The sequence below is a fragment of the Pseudoclavibacter sp. VKM Ac-2867 genome (assembly GCF_015351275.1).
In the GTDB taxonomy this organism is placed as follows: Bacteria; Actinomycetota; Actinomycetes; order Actinomycetales; family Microbacteriaceae; genus Pseudoclavibacter.
The window spans coordinates 1-17,856 of the sequence record NZ_JADKSL010000016.1 but is presented as its reverse complement, the minus strand read 5'-3'; the positions used below and the strand labels follow the sequence as shown (position 1 = coordinate 17,856).

The 17,856-nt window shown below is 70.2% G+C and carries 17 protein-coding genes; 6 read left to right on the top strand and 11 right to left on the bottom strand.

The window, feature by feature from the left end:
- Positions 1-12: 12 nt before the first annotated feature.
- The 9 genes from ITJ67_RS14660 to ITJ67_RS14620 all read right to left on the bottom strand — a co-directional run bounded on the left by ITJ67_RS14660 (position 13) and on the right by ITJ67_RS14620 (position 8,537).
- Complete coding sequence (locus ITJ67_RS14660; RefSeq protein ID WP_194678124.1) at positions 13-1,269, bottom strand: GNAT family N-acetyltransferase; 1,257 nt, start codon at positions 1,267-1,269, stop codon at positions 13-15.
- A gap of 330 nt (positions 1,270-1,599) precedes the next feature.
- A complete protein-coding gene (locus ITJ67_RS14655) occupies positions 1,600-2,148 on the bottom strand; it encodes a heme-degrading domain-containing protein (protein WP_194678123.1) in 549 nt (182 codons plus the stop codon).
- Positions 2,141-3,193: an L-glyceraldehyde 3-phosphate reductase gene (gene mgrA / locus ITJ67_RS14650; protein WP_194678122.1), complete on the bottom strand. Its 1,053-nt coding sequence runs from the start codon at positions 3,191-3,193 to the stop codon at positions 2,141-2,143. Before mgrA ends, ITJ67_RS14655 begins: the two co-directional genes overlap by 8 nt.
- A 46-nt stretch (positions 3,194-3,239) precedes the next feature.
- Positions 3,240-3,851: a bifunctional 4-hydroxy-2-oxoglutarate aldolase/2-dehydro-3-deoxy-phosphogluconate aldolase gene (locus ITJ67_RS14645; protein WP_194678121.1), complete on the bottom strand. Its 612-nt coding sequence runs from the start codon at positions 3,849-3,851 to the stop codon at positions 3,240-3,242.
- Positions 3,844-4,593 (bottom strand): IclR family transcriptional regulator, encoded by a 750-nt coding sequence (locus tag ITJ67_RS14640; protein WP_194678120.1) that lies wholly within the window; start codon positions 4,591-4,593, stop codon positions 3,844-3,846. The genes ITJ67_RS14645 and ITJ67_RS14640 overlap by 8 nt, the downstream gene beginning before the upstream one ends.
- Before the next feature lie 13 nt (positions 4,594-4,606).
- A complete protein-coding gene (locus ITJ67_RS14635; protein WP_323741474.1) occupies positions 4,607-5,560 on the bottom strand; it encodes a sugar kinase in 954 nt (317 codons plus the stop codon).
- Complete coding sequence (locus tag ITJ67_RS14630; RefSeq protein WP_194678119.1) at positions 5,529-7,037, bottom strand: tripartite tricarboxylate transporter permease; 1,509 nt, start codon at positions 7,035-7,037, stop codon at positions 5,529-5,531. The genes ITJ67_RS14635 and ITJ67_RS14630 overlap by 32 nt, the downstream gene beginning before the upstream one ends.
- Positions 7,034-7,546: a tripartite tricarboxylate transporter TctB family protein gene (locus ITJ67_RS14625; protein ID WP_194678118.1), complete on the bottom strand. Its 513-nt coding sequence runs from the start codon at positions 7,544-7,546 to the stop codon at positions 7,034-7,036. The genes ITJ67_RS14630 and ITJ67_RS14625 overlap by 4 nt, the downstream gene beginning before the upstream one ends.
- 13 nt (positions 7,547-7,559) lie before the next feature.
- Positions 7,560-8,537: a tripartite tricarboxylate transporter substrate binding protein gene (locus ITJ67_RS14620; RefSeq protein ID WP_194678117.1), complete on the bottom strand. Its 978-nt coding sequence runs from the start codon at positions 8,535-8,537 to the stop codon at positions 7,560-7,562.
- A gap of 160 nt (positions 8,538-8,697) precedes the next feature.
- Between ITJ67_RS14620 and ITJ67_RS20300 the strand changes: the two genes are divergently transcribed.
- Genes ITJ67_RS20300 through ITJ67_RS14595 form a run of 5 tightly spaced genes read left to right on the top strand, consistent with a single transcriptional unit; the run spans position 8,698 to position 13,660 of the window.
- Positions 8,698-9,642: a siderophore-interacting protein gene (locus tag ITJ67_RS20300; protein WP_194678116.1), complete on the top strand. Its 945-nt coding sequence runs from the start codon at positions 8,698-8,700 to the stop codon at positions 9,640-9,642.
- A complete protein-coding gene (locus tag ITJ67_RS14610; protein ID WP_194678115.1) occupies positions 9,639-10,652 on the top strand; it encodes a FecCD family ABC transporter permease in 1,014 nt (337 codons plus the stop codon). Before ITJ67_RS20300 ends, ITJ67_RS14610 begins: the two co-directional genes overlap by 4 nt.
- A complete protein-coding gene (locus tag ITJ67_RS14605; protein ID WP_323741473.1) occupies positions 10,649-11,719 on the top strand; it encodes an iron ABC transporter permease in 1,071 nt (356 codons plus the stop codon). Before ITJ67_RS14610 ends, ITJ67_RS14605 begins: the two co-directional genes overlap by 4 nt.
- Positions 11,716-12,582 (top strand): ABC transporter ATP-binding protein, encoded by an 867-nt coding sequence (locus ITJ67_RS14600; RefSeq protein WP_194678114.1) that lies wholly within the window; start codon positions 11,716-11,718, stop codon positions 12,580-12,582. The genes ITJ67_RS14605 and ITJ67_RS14600 overlap by 4 nt, the downstream gene beginning before the upstream one ends.
- 49 nt (positions 12,583-12,631) lie before the next feature.
- A complete protein-coding gene (locus ITJ67_RS14595; RefSeq protein WP_160071455.1) occupies positions 12,632-13,660 on the top strand; it encodes an ABC transporter substrate-binding protein in 1,029 nt (342 codons plus the stop codon).
- A gap of 105 nt (positions 13,661-13,765) precedes the next feature.
- On the opposite strand, the gene ITJ67_RS14590 is transcribed toward ITJ67_RS14595, so the two are convergent.
- Positions 13,766-14,536 carry a fumarylacetoacetate hydrolase family protein gene (locus tag ITJ67_RS14590; protein ID WP_104240461.1) on the bottom strand — a complete coding sequence of 257 codons (771 nt, stop codon included), beginning with the start codon at positions 14,534-14,536 and terminating at the stop codon, positions 13,766-13,768.
- 44 nt (positions 14,537-14,580) lie between these two features.
- Positions 14,581-16,182: an APC family permease gene (locus ITJ67_RS14585; RefSeq protein ID WP_160071456.1), complete on the bottom strand. Its 1,602-nt coding sequence runs from the start codon at positions 16,180-16,182 to the stop codon at positions 14,581-14,583.
- Positions 16,183-16,381: 199 nt separating this feature from the next.
- Between ITJ67_RS14585 and ITJ67_RS14580 the strand changes: the two genes are divergently transcribed.
- A complete protein-coding gene (locus ITJ67_RS14580) occupies positions 16,382-17,719 on the top strand; it encodes an LCP family protein (protein ID WP_194678113.1) in 1,338 nt (445 codons plus the stop codon).
- Positions 17,720-17,856: the final 137 nt, after the last annotated feature.

Sequence of the window (17,856 nt, the reverse complement as noted above, 5' to 3'; positions counted from 1 at the left end):
GCACAGCGCAGCTCAGACGAGCACCTTCCGCCAGGCCCCCTCGCTGACGAAGGGCCGGAAGCCGAGCGCCTCGTTGACGTTCAGCATCGGACGGTTCTCCTCGGCGTTGTACGTGTAGACCCGCTCGACATCGGAGTGCAGCTCCCTCCAGGCGAGCAGGTTCTCCGCCTTCACGAGCATCCCGAGCCGGTTGCCGCGGTGCTCGCGCAGCACGAGCGTGTCCTCCTGGTCGGCGCGCCTCGTGCCGTCATCCATCCGCTGCAGCTCGCTGAAGGCCACCAGCTCGCCGGTCGGAACGTGCTGGACGGCCCCGACGAGCACGCTGTCGCCGCGGGCGATCGCCGTCGCCTCGAGCTCCTCGCGGACACGCCTCGCGTCCCACTCCTGCTCGTCTTCGGCGAGGTCACCCTGCGGGGCATCCGTGCTCATGCGCGCCTTCAGCACCGCGTAGCCGTCGATGAACTCGTCCGGCGTCGGGTACGACCACGACACGCAGCGATAGTCGGCGCCCGCGGCCTCCCTGGCGCCGTCGCGCAGCGCGAGCAGCGCGACGTCGTGCTCGGCGCCCAGCTCGAGCACGCTCATACGCTCGACCTGACCGAGCTCGAACCCGCGCCGCAGGAGCATCTGCGCGGCCGGGTCCAGCGCCGGGATGTCTCCGACACCGCTCGGCGACGGGATGCGCGGCCCAGCCACCTCCCGGTGCACCACCCACGTGCGGATCTCCGAGCGACCCGCATCTCGCACCGCCAGCTCCCCGACCTCGTACGCGGCCGCCCCGAGGCCGCGGCCGCGCGCATCCGGGTGGATCTCGAGCATCATCTTCGCCATCTCGACGTCCTCGGTGAGCGGTAAGTCGAAGAGCACACGCCCCACGAGTCGACCGTGCTCGCGGATGAGGCGCCCGTCCCGACGCTCGTACCCGCTCGGCTCGTACCCGGGCAGCAGCACCTCCGCGGGCAGCACGAAGTCGTCGTTGCGGTACGTGTCCCTCGTGACGGCGTTGCGCAGGTCCGTCATCTCGTGGAACGCCGCCGCCGCGGCATCGTCGAGCGAAGAAGGGATGCTCAGGGGCTCCGCGCTGAAGCCAGCCGGAACGGCGGGGTCTGGCTCGGCAGAATCCGGGAGGGCGGATTCGGGGAGGCCGGATTCCTGGGCCGCCGCTGCTTCGGGGCCAGCGGCGGCGGGGCCAGTCGAGGTGGGGACCGTGGAGTCGGGGCCAGTCGAGGTGGGGACCGTGGAGTCGGGGACGGTGGTGTCGGGCGACATCGAGGTGCTTCCTTTTGGTGCGATGAAGCTGCGGCGTCGCAGCCGACCAGGATATCGACCGCGCCGCCGTGGCCTCAAGCACCCGGCGTGGCGGCGTCGTCCACGTCACACGCTTGCGCCCCGCCCCGCCCCGCCCCGCGACGCCACGCCGACTCCGAGCCATGGCCCTGTTCCGAGCCCGGGCCGTGAGCCCCGAGCCGCAATCACTGCCCGCCGATGTGCCCCCTAACCGGGTCGGAAAGGGGCACATCCACGGGCAGCGATCGGCGGATGCGAGTGACGGATGCGGCAAATGAGCGCGGCGCGGTGGGTGCGGCAGGTGAGCGTGAGCTACGCCTCGGCCAGGAACTCCCGCAGCTGCTCGACGACAAACGCATGGTCCTCGACCTGCGGCAGCCCCGAGATGCCGACCGCGCCGACGACGCCGACCCCGTCGATGCGCACGGGGAACACGCCGCCGTTCGCGGCGACCTCGTCGGGGTCGAGTCGCGACTCCTGCTCGTAGACGCGCCCCAGCGAACGGAACAGCGCGCCGACGCCGAGCGATGACTGCTCGAAGTGCAGCACCGCCCGTGTCTTCCGCTCGAGCCACGCGTCGTTGTCCGGCACAGCGCCGTCGAGTGCGGCGTGGAAGACCCGCTGCTGTCCGACGACGATGCCGATGACCACGGGCAGCGAACGAGCCGCCGCCGCCTCGCGCATCCGGGAGCCGAGCCGCCACGCATCCTCGCGCGAGAACCTGGCGAAGACGAGCTCGGCCTCTTCGGCGCGGATGCGCGCGAGATCCGCAGCGGCGACGGCCGCGGCGTCGTCCGCCTGGGCCCGCACCTGCACCCGTTCCTGCACCTGAACCGGCTCCTGCACCGGCGCGTCAGGCATCCGACGACGCCGTCCAGATGTTGATGCCGCCGTCGACGGCGTACGTGTCGATCTCTGCGAGCTCGGCGTCGGAGAATGGCGCCGCGTCGAGGCACCTGACGAGGTCGTCGAGCTGCGAGGTGCGGGACGCCCCGATGAGGGCAGACGTGATCCGCTCGTCGCGCAGCACCCAGGCGATCGCGAGCTGCGCGAGCGTCTGCCCGCGACGCTCCGCGATGGCGTTGAGGGCGCGCACCCGCTCGAGGTTCTCGTCGCTGAGCATCCCGTCGCGCAGCGTCTTGCCCTGCGTCGCCCGCGACCCCTCCGGCACTCCCCCGAGGTACTTGTTCGTCAGCAGCCCCTGGGCGAGGCCGGAGAACGCGATGACGCCAGCTCCGGCCGTCGCGTTGGCTTCGAGCACCGACGGCTCGCCGTCCTCGATCCAGCGGTTCAGGAGGGAGTACGACGGCTGCGAGATGAGCAGCGGCGTGCCGAGCTCGCGCAGCAGGCCGGCGACCTCCTCGGTGCGCTCCGCGGAGTAGGAGGAGACACCGACGTAGCGGGCCTTCCCGCTGCGCACGATCGCATCGAGCGCGGCCGCCGTCTCCTGGAGGGGCGTCTCGGGGTCGAAGCGGTGGCTGTAGAAGATGTCGACGTAGTCGGTGCCGAGCAGGCGAAGGCTGTTCTCAAGGCTCCCGAGCAGGTGCTTGCGGCCGCCGCCCGAGCCGTTCGGGCCGGGGAACACCGGGTATCCGGCCTTCGTCGACAGCACGAGCTCGTCGCGCAGGCCCGCGAAGTCCTCGCGCAGGATCCGGCCGACGTTCGCCTCGGTCGAGCCGAAGGGCGGGCCGTAGCCGTTCGCGATGTCGAAGTGCATGATGCCGAGGTCGAACGCGTGCCGCAGCAGCTCCCGCTGCTTCGAGAGGGGGGTGTCGTCGCCGAAGCCGTGCCAGGTGCCGAACGAGATCGCGGGCAGCTTCAGCCCGCTGCGACCGACACGGCGATACTGCATCCGCTCGTAGCGGTCGGCTGCTGGGCTGTAGCGGGGAGTGAGCTGGGCAGTCATGGGAGGAGCCCTTTCTGTCAGAGGAGGTTGTGGATGCGCGGCAGCGTCAGCGCGCGGGAGCGGATGCGCGGAGCGCGGAGAGGAGGGGCAGCTGCGCTTCGTCCTCGAGCGCACTGCCGACGGCGACGACGTGGGCTCCTGCTGCGAGGTACTCCCCCGCATTGGCCGCGTTGATGCCGCCCGTCGCGACGAGACGCATCTCTGGGAACGGCCCTCGCATGGCCGAGAACCAGTCGGCGCCGAGCACGCTGGCGGGGAACGCCTTGACCCAGGTCAGGCCGAGCGCCTTCGCGAGCTGGATGTCGGTCCCGCTCGCCACACCGGGCAGCGGGGCGAGGCCCGCGGCCAGGGCCGCCTCGATGACGGCAGGGTCGAGGCCGGGTGCGACGGTGAACGTGGCTCCAGCCTGCTTGGCCTGGTCGACGTGGGCGAGCGAGACGACGGTGCCTGCGCCGACCGCGTGTCCGCCGGGCTCGGCGGCGCGGACGACGGCGCGGAGGGCGTCGAGCGCCGCGTCGTTCTGGATGGGCACCTCGACGCTCGAGATGCCGAGCGACCATGCGAGGTTCGCGAGCTCGACGCTGCGCTCCGGGGTGTAGCCGCGCAGGATCGCCATGACGGGCGATCCGGCGAACATGGTGTCGAACGTGTCAGTCATGTGGTCTCCAGCCGAGGTCGTGGGAGATGGCGAGGACGACGTCGTCGAGTCGCGGCTGCCATTCGGCGAGCGCGTCGAGGTCGGCACTCGCCTTGAGTGCGGTGATGGACACGGCCGCGACGACCGTGTCGCTGGAATCGCGGATGGGCATGGCGATGCAGTTGATGAAGTTCTCGTACTCGGCATCGTCGACGGCCCAGCCGCGTTCGCGGGTGCGTTCGAGCTCGGCGTCGAGGGCGGCGCGCGAGACGATCGTGTTGTCGGTGTACGGCGTGTACTCGTAGCCCTCGAGCATCCGGTCGGTCTTCTCCGCGTCCTGCTGGGCGAGGATGGCCTTGCTGACGCCCGCCGTGTGCAGGAGCACCGGCTGCCCGATCTGGGAGTACAGCCGGACCATCCCCGGCTGCTCGATCTTGTCGGCGTAGACGATGCGGTCGCCCTCGAGGACGGCGAGGTGCACGGTGTGTGTGCAGTCCCTGCCGAGCTCCTGCAGCACGGGGCGGGCGATGTTACGCAGGTCGAACTGGTCGCTGGCTGCCCGGGCGAGACCGCTCAGCCGGTAGCCGACCCCATACCTGCTGTCCGCGTGGCGGCGGGTGAGCCCGGTCTCGGTGAGCGTCTGCAGCATCCGCAGTGCCGTCGATCGGTGCACGCCGAGCTTGGCGGCGATCTCCGACTGGGTGCGCGGCGCGAGGCTCACGTACTCGAGGATCTCTGCTGCGCGGTGGATGCTCTGGGACATGGTGGAACTCCGATCAGGCCGGGACGAAGTCGTGTGTGCTGCCGAGGGTTCGGGCGGCGAGCCCGTGCCCTCGGTTCAAGCACGCATCGACGGGCTCGCCGCCAAGCATCGCACCGAGGTAGCCGGCGGTGAAGGCATCGCCCGCCCCGACGGCTTCGACGACGTCGACGGGATGCGCTGGCACGAACGCCGAGGACACGCCGCCGTCGACGACGGCGACCTCGGTTGCACCGACGCTGCCGTCCTTCACGACGAGGCTGCCGTGCAGCCCAAGCCGCGAGTGGAGCGTCGTCGGGTGCCCTTCGCCCCACAGCGTCTCGGCCTCGTCACGGCCCACGAAAACGAGGTCCGCGAGCGCTGCGAGCGTGGCGAGCCGCGGCCCCGCGGCTTCGATGCTCCAGAGCCCGGGCCGGTAGTTCACGTCGAACGACACGATGATGGCGCGCCGGCGCGCCTCGAGCATGACGGCTTCGAGCATCGCCGAGCAGCTTGCCGAGAGGCCGGCGGTGATCCCCGTCACGTGGAGCGCTGCGACGCCCTCCCAGTCGAGCTGGGAGAGCACGGTCGCATCCATTCTCGACGCGGCCGAACCGGCTCGGTAGTAGTAGACGGTGGTCTCCCCGTCGCCGGGGTCCTTGAAGTAGACGCCGGTCGGCGCCTCCGGCACGAGCTGGACGCCTGCGACGTCGACGCCGCTCGCGCGCACCTCGTCGAGGAGACGCCACCCGAGTGGGTCGTCGCCGAGCCAGCTCACCCAGCTGGAGGGGACACCGGAGTCGGCGAGGTACATGGCGACCGTCGACTCCGCGCCCCCGGCCTTGACGGCGAAGCTCACGGCTTCCCTGAGCGGGGCGACGTGGGTCGGGGTGACCATGGCCATGGTCTCGCCCAGGCACAGCACGCGACCGGCGCGCGGGGCGTTGGCGGGCACGGCGCTACTTGAGAATGGGCTCTTCGGTGCGCTCACGCGTCGACCGTCCTTTCAGCAGGGCGCGGATGCGCGGGGCGAGAACGGCGAGGACGCTCAGGATGATGAGGGTCAGCGCGATGGGGCTCGTGAAGACCGCTCCGTAGCCGTCGATGAGGAGCGCTCGCCGGAGGTTGCCCTCCGCGAGCGGCCCGAGGATGAGGCCGAGCACGAGGGGCCCCGGCGGGAAGCCGAAGCGTCGCATCGCGAGGCCGAGGAGCCCGAAGGCGAACATGAGCACGACGTCGAACACCGAGTTGGAGACGGCGAAGGTGCCGACCATGCAGAAGGTGACGATGACAACCGAGAGGTAGCGCTTCGGCATGGCGAGCAGCTTGACGACGCCGCGCATGCGCACGAGCGCGAGGGCGAGGGCGAGCACGGTGGCGATGAGCATGATCGCGGAGAGGCTGAAGACGAGATCGGGCCGGTTCGCGAACAGGCTCGGCCCCGGCTGGAGCCCCCACACGATCATGGAGCCGAGCATGACGGCCATGACCGAGTCGCCTGGCACGCCGAGCGACAGGGTCGTCGTGACGGATCCGCCCATCGTCGCGGTGCTCGAGCTGTCGGCGGCCGCGACTCCCTCGAGCGCGCCCTTCCCGAACTTCTCCGGGGTCTTGGAGGCGCGACGCGCCTGGTCCCACGCGATGACGCCGGCGATGTCGCCGCCAGCCGCGGGGATGACGCCGACGACGGCGCCGATTCCCGTGCCGATGGCCGTCGGCTTGCGCAGCAGCTTGCGCTCCGCCTTGTTCGGCCACCATTTGCCGAGCTGCGTGATCGGCTGCGGCTCGGGCCCCCTCTTGGCGGAGATGACCTGGTTGAAGACCTCGGCGATGCCGAAGAGGCCGATGATGGCGGCGATGAACGGCACGCCGCTCGAGAGCTCCGGGATCCCGAACGTGAAGCGCTGGTCGCCCGAGATGGGGTCGTTTCCGATCGTCCCGAGCCACAGGCCGAAAGCCCCGGCCGCGAGGCCCTTCATGACGCGGTCGCCGGAGACGCCGATCATCATGGTGAGCCCGAACACGACGAGCGCGAACATCTCGATCGGCCCGAAGCTCAGCGCGAAGCCCGAGATGGGCTGCGCGAGGAACAGCAGGATGAGGATCCCGGCGAAGGAGCCGACGGCAGAGACGAGCGCGGAGCTCGTCAGCGCGATGCCGGCCTTGCCCTGCTTCGCGAGGGGGTACCCGTCGAAGGTCGTCGCGATCGAGGCGGGTGTGCCCGGCGTGTTGATGAGGATCGACGGCACCCGGTCGCCGAACTGCGCGGCGATGTAGATGGAGAGCAGCACCGCGAGACCCTGGAGGGGCTCGAGGGTGAGGGTGAAGCCGGCCGCGAGCGCGACGGCCATCGTGGCCGTGATGCCGGGGATGGCGCCCACGAGCGTGCCAAGGAGCACCCCGATGATGAGGCACAGCGCGATCGTGGGGTCGAGGAGCGCGCCGAGCCCTTCCGTGATGCCGTTCACAGCGGCACCCCCAGGAGGAGCCCGAAGACTCCGTAGAGCACAACCGTCACGATGACCGGGAACAGCACGAGGTCGCGCCAGCCGCGACCGCCGAGCACGAACGTGAGTCCGGCGGCGAGCAGCAGCGTGACGATCACGAAGTGGAGGAAGTACCAGGCGACACCGTAGGCGGCGATGGCCGCGAGCATGAGGAGCATCCGCGAGATGCCACGCTTCGTGGGGGCGTCCTCGCTCGGCGCATCCGGCTTGCGGATGGCGACCCCGACGAGCAGCGCCCCGAGGAGCACGATGGCCCCGCCGAGCACGGTTGGCCACCAGCGCGGGCCGAACGGGTCGCCGCCCGTCGCCGGGACGACCGCGAACGCCAGGGTGATGGATGCTCCACCGACGGCGATCACGCCCGCCGCGATGAGCATGTCCCGCCGCCTGCTGACGGGCCGAGACTCGGAGGTCTCCTCGTCGACGCCGAGCGCCACGTCGAGAGGGTTCGCCTCGACTGATCTGTCCATGACGGTCACGCCTCTACTCGCCGAACAGCTCTGCGAAGCGCTCGTTCTCGGCCTTCACGAAGTCGGCAGCCTCGTCGCCGGGGATGAACACGGGGATGTTGCCGCCCGACTCGATGAGCTCGACGTACTCGGAGCTGCCTGCTGCGGTCTCGAGCGCCGCCTGCAGCGACTCCTTGACCGCGGGGTCGAGCCCGGTCGGCGCGCCGACGGCGGCCCAGCTGCCGATGACGACGTCGTAGCCCTGCTCGCCGGCCGTCGGCACGTCCGGCAGCGCGGGGGCGCGGTCCTCGGTGAAGACGGCGAGCACACGGAGTCGCCCATCCTCGTCAGCGGGAGCGGTCTCGCCGATGCCAGCGACGACGGCGTCGACCTGGCCGCCGACAGCCGCCGTGACCGCGGGGGCGCCGCCGTCGAAGGGCACGCCCTGGAACTCGACACCGGCGACGTTGCCGAGCTCGGTCGCCCCCGCCTCCCAGATCGAGCCTGGGCCAGCGTTGGAGATCGTGACGCTGCCGGGGCTCGCCTCTGCGGCGGCGACGAGCTCCTCGAGCGTCTGGTAAGGACTGTTCGCGGGGACCGCGATCGTGCCCGGCTGCTCGTTGACGATGCCGAGGAAGTCGTAGCTGGACGGGTCGATGTCGTACCCCTGGTGGCCGAGCATGCTCACCTCGACGGGGAAGACCATGATCGAATAGCCGTCAGCCGCAAGGCCGGCGACGTGCTGCATGCCGACGGAGCCAGCACCGCCGGGCCGGTTGTCGACGACGATCGACTGGCCCAGCTCGGACTCGAGCTGCGTCGCAAGGGTGCGGGCGGTGAGGTCGGTCGCGCCTCCGGCCTGCGTCGGCGTGTAGAACGTGATGGCTTGCGAGGGAAACTCCTCGCCACCTGCGGTTCCGCCCGCGCGGTTCGCGCAGCCGGAGAGGGAGAGCACCGTCGCCGCGGCGGCGAGCAGCGCGAGGGGCGCCAGTTTCGAAGGACGTCGCTTCATCGGGGGTTCCATCCACTTCGTTGGGAATGTGTTGCATATGCTGCAACGCGGTTGCACTAACTGCACACATCGTATGAAACCCGAAAGCAGCGCGCAAGTGGGAGCCGGAGATCGTCCCCAGAACTGGACGCAGGGGTAAGGCAAGGCTTATCTTTGCTCGGTGAGTGCTTCCACTGCTGTTCAGACCCGCCCCGCCTACCGGCCGTACTGCGCCGAGGTCAGAGCAGTGCGGCGCCTTGCTCCCGCATTCACCCGAGTGACCTTCACGTGCGACGACTTCGAGTACTTCGGCACGACCGGACTCGACCAGCGCATCAAGCTCATCCTGCCCATGGCAGACGGCACGACCAGCGACTTCGGGCAGCGCGACGAGGAGGTGCTCGATGCCGGCCTCTGGTACGAGCGCTGGCGGACGACCCCCACGGAACGCCGCAGCCCCCTGCGCACCTACACGGTGCGCCGCGTCGACCCGGAAGCTCGCGAGATCGACGTCGACTTCGTCGTGCACCACGGCGCGGGTCCGGCGGGCGCCTGGGCCGAGAATGCGGAGCCGGGCGACGACCTCGTCATCGTCGGCCCCGACCAGCGCAGCGAGCAGTCGCACCTCGGCGCGGACTGGCATCCCGGCACCGCCAAGCGCCTCCTGCTCGCGGGCGACGAGACAGCGGTTCCCGCGATCGGCTCGATCCTCGAATCCCTCAGCGACCGGTGCGAGGTGGATGCGCTGCTCGAGGTGCCCACGAGCGCCGACATCATCCCCATCGACGTGCCCGCCAGCTTCCGCATCACCTGGCTGCCCCGCGACGGCGCCGCCCACGGCGTGCGGCTGACGCAAGCCCTGCAGCAATGGTGCCTTGACTCCCCCGAGGCGCTCGCGCAGGCCGCGGCACCCCGCCCGCAGCAGATCGCCGACATCGACGTCGACGTCGACCTCCTCTGGGACAGCCCAGAGGACGGCGAAGGCGAGTTCTACGCATGGATGGCCGGCGAGGCTGCCACCATCAAGACCCTCCGCCGCCACCTGGTGACCACCAACGGCGTCGACCGCAAGCGCGTCGCCTTCATGGGGTACTGGCGACTCGGCCAGTCCGAGCACCAGGAATGATCGCGGGCGCACGCGCGCGCCGCGTCCGCCTCGTCGCCGTCGGGGCGGTCGCCCTGCTCCTGGTCGCCGTGATCGTGAGCCTTCTCGTGGGGGCCCGCACCGTCGCGCCATCCGTGGTCGTGGATGCCCTGCTCGCGCCGAACCCGGACCTGGCCGACCACACCGTGATCAGGGACCAGCGCATCCCCCGCACCCTCATCGGCGTCCTGGCCGGTGCGGCGCTCGCCGTCGCTGGCACCCTCATTCAGGGGATCACGCGCAACCCCCTCGCCGACCCGGGGCTCCTCGGCATCAACGCGGGAGCCTCCGTCGCCGTGCTCGTGGCCATCACGTTCTTCAGCATCTCCGCACCCACCGGGTTCGTGTGGTTCGCCTTCGCTGGCGCTGCCATCGCCGCAGTCGTCGTCGCCGTCATCGGCACGCGCGGCCCCGACGGCGACAATCCGGCGAAGCTCGCGCTCACGGGCGCCGCCGTCACCGCCGGCCTCACCGCCGTGACGACCCTCATCCTCACCACCTCCATCGTGGCGCTCGACGTCTTCCGCTACTGGCAGGTCGGAGGCCTCACCTCGCGCGGCCTCGACACGGTCGCCGTCGTCGCGATCCCCCTGCTCATCGGCGGCATCATCGCCATCGCGAGCGCGCGCGGCCTCGACCTCATCGCCCTCGGCGCCGACACGGCAGCGGGCCTCGGCCAGAACGTTCCGCGCACGCGCGCACTCGGCATCCTCGCGACCGTGCTGCTCTGCGGCGGGGCCACCTCGATCGCCGGGCCCATCGTCTTCATCGGGCTCCTCGTGCCGCACGCCCTGCGCGCGATAGTCGGTGACGACTACCGGCGGCTCCTCCTCATCGGCGCGCCCCTCGGCGGCGCGGTGCTGCTCATCGCCGACATCGTCGGCCGCGTCATCGCGCCGCCCGGGGAGGTCCAGGCCGGTGTCGTGGTCGCCTTCGTCGGTGCCCCGGTGCTCATCGCGCTGGTCCTCCGCCGCAAGCAGGTGGCCCTGTGACCGCCCGCGATGTCCTCCCCAAGAACACGGCAGCGCCCCTCCGCGGCTCCGAGTCGCCGCTCGAGGCGGTGCGAGCCCGCGTCAGACGGCGGCGCGGGCTTGTCGTCGGCGGCGTCACCGTGGCCCTGATCGCCGTCGTCCTCCTCGGCGTCACGACCGGCGACTACCCGCTCACCCTCGAGCAGCTCGCGCGCACCCTGCTCGGGGGCGGCGACCGCCTCGAGTCCTACGTGCTCTTCCAGGTGCGGCTCCCGCGCGTGCTCATGGGCGTCCTGGTCGGCGCCTGCCTCGGCGTCGCAGGTGCCCTCCTGCAGGGCGTGCTCAGAAACCCACTCGCGAGCCCCGACCTCCTCGGCATCAGCGGCGGCAGCAGCGTCGCAGCCGTGTTCCTGCTCCTCATCTTCGGCGTCACCGGGCCGATCCTCGCGGTCGCCGCCTTCGCCGGAGGGCTCGCGGTCGCCGCCATCCTGCTCCTCGCAGCAGGCAGGCGAGGCGAGGCCGGCTTCCGGCTCATCCTCGCCGGCATCGGCATCTCGTTTCTCACCGTCGCCATCATGAACTACCTCATGGTCCGCAGCCAGGTCGAGCTCGCTCAGGCCGCGCTGCTCTGGGTCACGGGCTCACTCGCCTCCACCGCGTGGTGGCACCTCCTCGTCGTCGCCGTCGTCGCCGTCGCTCTCCTCCCCGCCGTGCTCATCTCCGCGCGCTGGCTGCCGATCACCCAGCTCGGCGCAGCCACGGCAGCCGGGCTCGGCGTCACCACCAGCCGGGTGCGGATGATCGCCGTCATCTCCGCCGTACTCCTCACCGCTGTCACGTGCGCCTTCGCGGGTCCCATCTCGTTCATCGCGCTCTGCGCACCGGCCATCGCCAGGTCCCTGCTCGGCCACGGCTCCATCGGAGTCGGGACAAGCGCCATCACGGGCGCCGCCCTCCTCACGGGCGCCGACCTCGTCGCGCAGTTCGCGATCCCGGACACCTCACTGCCCGTCGGAGTCGTCACGGGGGCCGTCGGCGCCGTGTTCCTGCTCTGGCTCCTCGCCTCGACGAAAGGACGCCAGCTGTGACCGGCGACCACCAAGCACCCGCAGCCCCGGTCGACCCCACCGCCGCAACGCCAGCGGGGCCGCGCCTCTCCGCGCGCGGCCTCTCGGCTGGCTACCCCGGCCGCACCGTCATCGAAGGACTCGACCTCGACATCACCCCGGGCCGCATCACGATGATCATCGGCGCCAACGCCTGCGGCAAGTCCACCCTCCTCGGCGTGCTCGCGCGCCTCACCTCGCCCCTCGCCGGCAGCGTCCAGCTCGACGACGTCGACGCCGCCAGCATCCCCAGGCGCCGGTTCGCGCAGACTGTCGGGATGCTCCCCCAGCATCCGACCGCCCCCGACGGGCTCACGGTCGCCGAGCTCGTCTCGCGAGGCCGGCACCCGCACCGCGGACTCTTCGACCGCTGGGGAAGCACCGACACGAAGCACGTCGACGACGCCATGCGGCGCACCGGCGTCGCGGAGCTCGCCGATCGACCGGTCGGCGACCTGTCCGGCGGGCAGCGGCAGCGCGTCTGGATCGCCATGTCCCTGGCGCAGAACCCCAAGGTGCTCCTCCTCGACGAGCCCACGACGTTCCTCGACCTCAGCCACCAGCTCGAGGTCCTCGACCTGCTCGTGAGCCTCAACCGGCGCGAAGGGACCACCATCGTCGTCGTCCTGCACGAGCTGAACCTCGCGGCTCGCTACGCCGACGAGCTCATCGTCATGCGCGACGGTCGCATCGTCGCCAACGGCTCCCCCACCGAGGTGCTCACGAAGGAGGTCGTCGCCGACGCCTTCGCCCTCGACGCGCTTGTCATGCCGGACCCCCTCACCCGAACACCCCTCATCGTCCCCGTCCCGGGAGGCGCTCACACGGGCAGCGAGCCCGAGTAGCCCCTCCTCACCCCAGCACTTCACGCATCCGCAAGAAAGGAACCACCCCATGAACCGCACCCTCCGACCGATCGCCGCCGCCGCGGTGGCGGTCACGGCGCTCGCGCTCAGCGCCTGCGCCCCCGCCACCACCGACACGAGCGACGCGGCCGCCGCACCGGGCGACGCCGCGAGCTTCCCCGTCACCTTCGAGCACATGTACGGCACCACCACGATCGAAGAGGCGCCGACGCGCGTCGCGACGTGGGGCTGGGGCGTCACCGACGCGGTCCTCGCGCTCGACATCGTCCCCGTCGCCATGGCATCGATGGACTACGGCGGAGGCGAGGACCGCATCGCGCCGTGGGTCTCCGACAAGATCGAGGAGCTCGGCGGCGAAGCTCCCGTCATCCTCGACAACGCCACCTACGAGCTCTCCGTGGAGGCGCTGCTCGCGACCGACCCCGACGTGTTCATCGCGTCCTACTCCGGGCTCACGCAGGAGGAGTACGACGCCGTCACCGCGGCCGGCGTGCCCGTCGTCGCCCCCGAGGAAGCGATCTGGTCGACGCCGTGGCGTGACGTCATCACCGACACCGGCAAGGCCCTCGGCCTCGAGGCGGACGCCAACGAGATCCTCGCCGACCTCGACCAGCAGGTCGCCGACCAGGCCGCCGAGCATCCCGAGTTCGAAGGCACGACGATCGCCTACGCGTCCGAGGACGTGGACACCTTCTACCTCCTCCTCGAGAACGACCCGCGCGTCGAGCTGCTCACCGACCTCGGCTTCACGAGCGCACCATCCGTCGCGGAACTCGCAACCGGGGAGTCGACGTTCTCGACGACCGTCTCCAGCGAGAACCTCGACAAGATCGACGCGGACGTCGTCTTCACGCAGACCGAGACCGAGGAGCAGCTGCAGACGTTCCTGACCTCGGACCGCACGAAGCTCATCCCGGCCGTCTCCAAGGGCGCCGTCGCAGCGCTCGTGGGCGAGGAGAACGGCGCGGCCATCTCGCCGACCGCGCTCTCCATCCCGTTCTTCCTCCCGATGCTCGTCGAGCAGCTCGCCACGGCGACCGAGGTCGCGAAGAGCTAGCGACGGGGACTCACCCCCACGCAGAACGCTGCCAGTCAGCTGCGCCCTCTCGACTTCCGAGGGGGCGTATCTGACTGGCAGCGTTGGTTCTGCTCGTCCGAGCGGCTAGCGCGCGGTGACGGGGTTGGAGAGCGAGCCGATGCCCTCGATCGTGCAGGTGACCGTGTCGCCCTTCGCGAGCGGACCGACCCCCGCGGGCGTGCCCGTGAGGATGATGTCGCCCGGCAGCAGCGTGAACACGCTCGACGCGTACTCGACGAGTTTCGCGACCGACGTGATCATCTGCGAGAGGTCGCCCTCCTGACGCAGCTCGCCGTTGACCTCGGCGGTGATGCGCCCCTTCGAGGGGTCGAAGTCGGTCTCGATGATCGGGCCGAGCGGGCAGAACGAGTCGAAGCCCTTCGCGCGAGCCCACTGGCCGTCGCTCTTCTGCAGGTCACGGGCCGTGACGTCATTCGCGATCGTGTAGCCGAAGATGACCTGAGCCGCGTCGGCGGCCGGCACGTTGCGGGCGACCTGGCCGATGACGACGGCGAGCTCCGCCTCGTGGTCGACGCGCTCCGACTGGGGCGGCAGCACGATGGGGTGGCGGGGGCCGATGACCGAGGTGTTCGGTTTGAGGAACATCATGGGAACCTCGGCGGCCTCGTTGCCGAGCTCGTTCGCGTGCTCCGCGTAGTTGCGTCCGAAGCCGATCACCTTCGAGCGCGGCAGCACGGGCGACTGCAGCTGCACCTGGTCGATCGGGATGCGTTCGTCGAGCGTCTCGTAGCCGAGGTAGAGGGGGTCACCCGCCAGCTTGACGTAGACCTTCTCCTCCTCGTCGAGGATGCCGAAAGTGAGCTGACCCTGGTATTCGAAGCGCGCGATCTTCACCGTGCCAGCCTACAGCGGCGCGGCCGAGCCCGCGCCGAGCCGCCTTACTGCAGCGCCGGGGCGGGCTCCGCGTCGCCATCCGCACCCGTCTTGATCGTCTCGCCGCGGAAGAACCCCGGGCTGCGGAAGTACTGCACGACCATGAGCACGACGCCGAGCAGGAGCACACCGACCCCGAGCACGAACACGAGACCGATGCCGTCCTGCGCGATGCCGTCGGCGTCGTACCTCGTCGCGAAGACCGCGGAGCCCGAGCCGAACGACGGCGACAACGACGCCCTGGCGGTCTCGAAGAAGAAGTAGAGCAGCGCGAGCCCGCCGAGGAGCGGGAACAGGAACCGGAAGAACAGGTTCCTCGTCGAGGAGAACAGCGAGCGGCGGAAGTACCAGACGCACGCGAGCCCCGTGACGCCGTAGTAGAAGCACACCATGAGGCCGAGCGCCGCGATGGTGTCCCAGAGGGCGTTCTCGGAGAGCAGCCGCAGCACGATGTAGAAGACAATCGCGGCCGCCGCCGAGGCGATGGTCGCCACCGATGGTGACTTGAAGCGGGGACTCACGCTGGCATACGACTTGGGCAGTGCCCCGTAATGGCCCATGGCGAGGAGCGTGCGAGAGGGCGACACCATCGTCGACTGCAGCGAGGCCGCTGAGCTGAACATGACGGCGACCGTCATGAGCAGCGCGAACGGGCCCATGATCGGCTCCGCGAGGGAGGCGAGGATGCTCTCCTGATTGTCCGGGTTGCCGGCGCCGAGGCCCTCCTCGCCGATGCCCGCGTAGGCGAGGACCGCGAGCGTCATCAGCACGTAGATCGCGACCATGACGAAGATCGTGAGCATGGAGGCACGACCCGGGGTCTTCTCCGGATCCTTCGCCTCCTCGTTCATCGTAATGACCGTGTCCCAACCCCAGAACAGGAAGATCGACAGCGAGACGCCGGCAGAGATCGCGGCGAGCGAGCCCACCTCGAACGGGTTGAACCACGACAGCTCGATGGGGGTCGCGTCGAACGCGGTGCCGTTCCCGACGTGCACGAACGCCGCGATGATGAACCAGACGATGGCGATGAGCTGCACGACGACGAGGACGTACTGCACCTTCTTCGTCGACTCGACGCCGCGGTAGGAGATCCACGCGGCGAGGGCCGTGAAGATGACGGTCATCGGGATGTTGATCCACAGCACGCGCGTCAGGTCCGCGAGCTCCGGGCTCTGGAAGATCTGCGCCAGCATGATGAAGAAGAAGTCGACGGCGACGGCCGCGAGGTTGGAGAGCACGAGGACGGTCGCGGCGATGAGCCCCCATCCGCCCATCCACCCGATCCACGGGCCGAACGCGCGGGTCGCCCACGTGAACGAGGTGCCGGAGTCCGGCATCGCCGTGTTGAGCTCCCGGTAGCCGAACACGACGAGCAGCATCGGGATGAACCCGACCAGCATGATGGCGGGCGTGTAGACACCGACCTGCGCGATGGTGGGGCCGAGGCCGGACGTGACGGCGTAGGCGGGCGCGATGCAGGAGACGCCGATGACGGCCGCCCCGAGCACCCCGACCTTGCCGGCGGAGAGACCCTTCGCGCTCAGTCCCCCACCATGCAGCTCCTCGTTGAGCTTCGCCGCCGCTGCGGTTTCCGATGTTGTCATTTGGTGATGATGGCCCATCCCCGGAGAACCGTCAATGGGCCGAAACGGCCCGGAAATAGTGCGTGAATCGACAGAACGGCCGGGGCTTGCGCGGCAGCGTTCGGTTTGCATTGCGACGCGCCTCGCGAGACATTAGCAGCTGTCAGATATCGCCCCTCCCTTGACCGACGACGGGCATCGACCTCGAGCGAGAGGGACCATGAAGAGGCCCACAGATCCGCATCCCGTGATCGAGACCCTGCTCAATGGCGGGGGCGACGACGAGCCGCAACCGAGTACCCGATCCCCTCGGCTGGCAGCGGCGGCCGGGCCTCGCCGCCCGATCGCCGGCAGCGGCCGCCACGTCTCGCGGCGCAGGCGCACGAGCTCGAAGTTCGTGCGCCGCCGCCTCATGGTCGCCGCCGCAGCGGCTGTCTGCGTGACCATGGTCGCCGGCATCGGCTTCATCTCGGCGACCTACTTCCAGGTCGTCGGCAATCTCGCCGACAACGCCGTGGGCCGCGCGGACGGAACCGGCACCGAGATCTCCGGATGGGATGGCCCCGTTAACATCCTCATCATGGGCTCCGACTCCAGGGACGGGCAGTCGAGCGCCGACTACGGGGAGGCCGGCGGGGCTCGATCCGACGTCATGATGCTGCTGCACGTATCGGCCGATCGCGAGGACGCCACCCTCATCAGCATCCCCCGGGACACGATGCTGCCGACCCCGGAATGCACGACCCCGGACGGCGATGTCGTGCCCGCGCAGGAGGCCGCGCAGATCAACGGGGCGCTCGAGAACGGGCCGTTCTGCTCGCTCGACACGATCCGCGACTTCACCGGCCTGGACATCGACCACTTCATCGTCGTCGGCTTCGACGGCGTCATCGGCATCACGGAGGCCATCGGGGGCGTCGACGTGTGTGTCGAGAACGACATCGCCGACGACTACTCGGGGCTCTACATGACTGCTGGCACCCACAGCCTGCAGGGCGAGGCGGCCCTCGCGTTCCTTCGCACGAGGCACGGCTTCGCCGACGGGAGCGACCTGGGGCGCATCCAGGCCCAGCAGGCGTTCCTCGCCTCCCTCGCTCGGAAGGTCACGAGCGCCGGCACGCTCACGAACCCCGGGGCCCTCTACGGGCTCGCCGACTCCGCATCGAAGGCCATGACCGTCGACGAGGCGCTCGCTCAGCCGAGCAGCCTCGTCGCGCTCGCGCAGACGCTCGCGAACGTCGACCTCGACCGCATCGTCATGCTGCAGCTGCCCGTCGCGCCCTATTGGGCGGACCCGAACCGAGTCGAGCCGATCACGGCGGAGACCGACGCCATCTTCGCGACCCTCCGCGCCGACCAGCCCCTGTCGTTCCAAAATGATCAGGCAGCGGATGCACCCGCCGGGGATGCACCCGACGGCGACGGCCAGCAGGAAGGCCAGGAACAGCCCGACGACGCGACGCAACCGGACGACGCGGCTGCCGCGCCCGGCGAGCCGCTGACCCTCTCCGACGACATCGTGGGCCGGACGGCGGAGGACACCACCTGCGCGAGCTGACCTCGCCGCCCCGACCCCGCGGCGCAGCGCCCACCCGAGCTGCGCAACACCCCCGCGCTGTGCAACGCCCCTACAACCGCATCCGCCGCAGATGGGTCGCTTTCACCCCGTATCAGCGCTCGATACGGGGTGAAAGC

What these genes read in the sequence shown, in the direction of transcription:
- ITJ67_RS14660 (WP_194678124.1), bottom strand. Translation starts at nt 1,269, where the DNA reads ATGTCGCCCGACACCACCGTCCCCGACTCCACGGTCCCCACCTCGACT.
- ITJ67_RS14655 (WP_194678123.1), bottom strand. Translation starts at nt 2,148, where the DNA reads ATGCCTGACGCGCCGGTGCAGGAGCCGGTTCAGGTGCAGGAACGGGTG.
- mgrA (WP_194678122.1), bottom strand. Translation starts at nt 3,193, where the DNA reads ATGACTGCCCAGCTCACTCCCCGCTACAGCCCAGCAGCCGACCGCTAC.
- ITJ67_RS14645 (WP_194678121.1), bottom strand. Translation starts at nt 3,851, where the DNA reads ATGACTGACACGTTCGACACCATGTTCGCCGGATCGCCCGTCATGGCG.
- ITJ67_RS14640 (WP_194678120.1), bottom strand. Translation starts at nt 4,593, where the DNA reads ATGTCCCAGAGCATCCACCGCGCAGCAGAGATCCTCGAGTACGTGAGC.
- ITJ67_RS14625 (WP_194678118.1), bottom strand. Translation starts at nt 7,546, where the DNA reads ATGGACAGATCAGTCGAGGCGAACCCTCTCGACGTGGCGCTCGGCGTC.
- ITJ67_RS14620 (WP_194678117.1), bottom strand. Translation starts at nt 8,537, where the DNA reads ATGAAGCGACGTCCTTCGAAACTGGCGCCCCTCGCGCTGCTCGCCGCC.
- ITJ67_RS14610 (WP_194678115.1), top strand. Translation starts at nt 9,639, where the DNA reads ATGATCGCGGGCGCACGCGCGCGCCGCGTCCGCCTCGTCGCCGTCGGG.
- ITJ67_RS14595 (WP_160071455.1), top strand. Translation starts at nt 12,632, where the DNA reads ATGAACCGCACCCTCCGACCGATCGCCGCCGCCGCGGTGGCGGTCACG.
- ITJ67_RS14585 (WP_160071456.1), bottom strand. Translation starts at nt 16,182, where the DNA reads ATGACAACATCGGAAACCGCAGCGGCGGCGAAGCTCAACGAGGAGCTG.
- ITJ67_RS14580 (WP_194678113.1), top strand. Translation starts at nt 16,382, where the DNA reads ATGAAGAGGCCCACAGATCCGCATCCCGTGATCGAGACCCTGCTCAAT.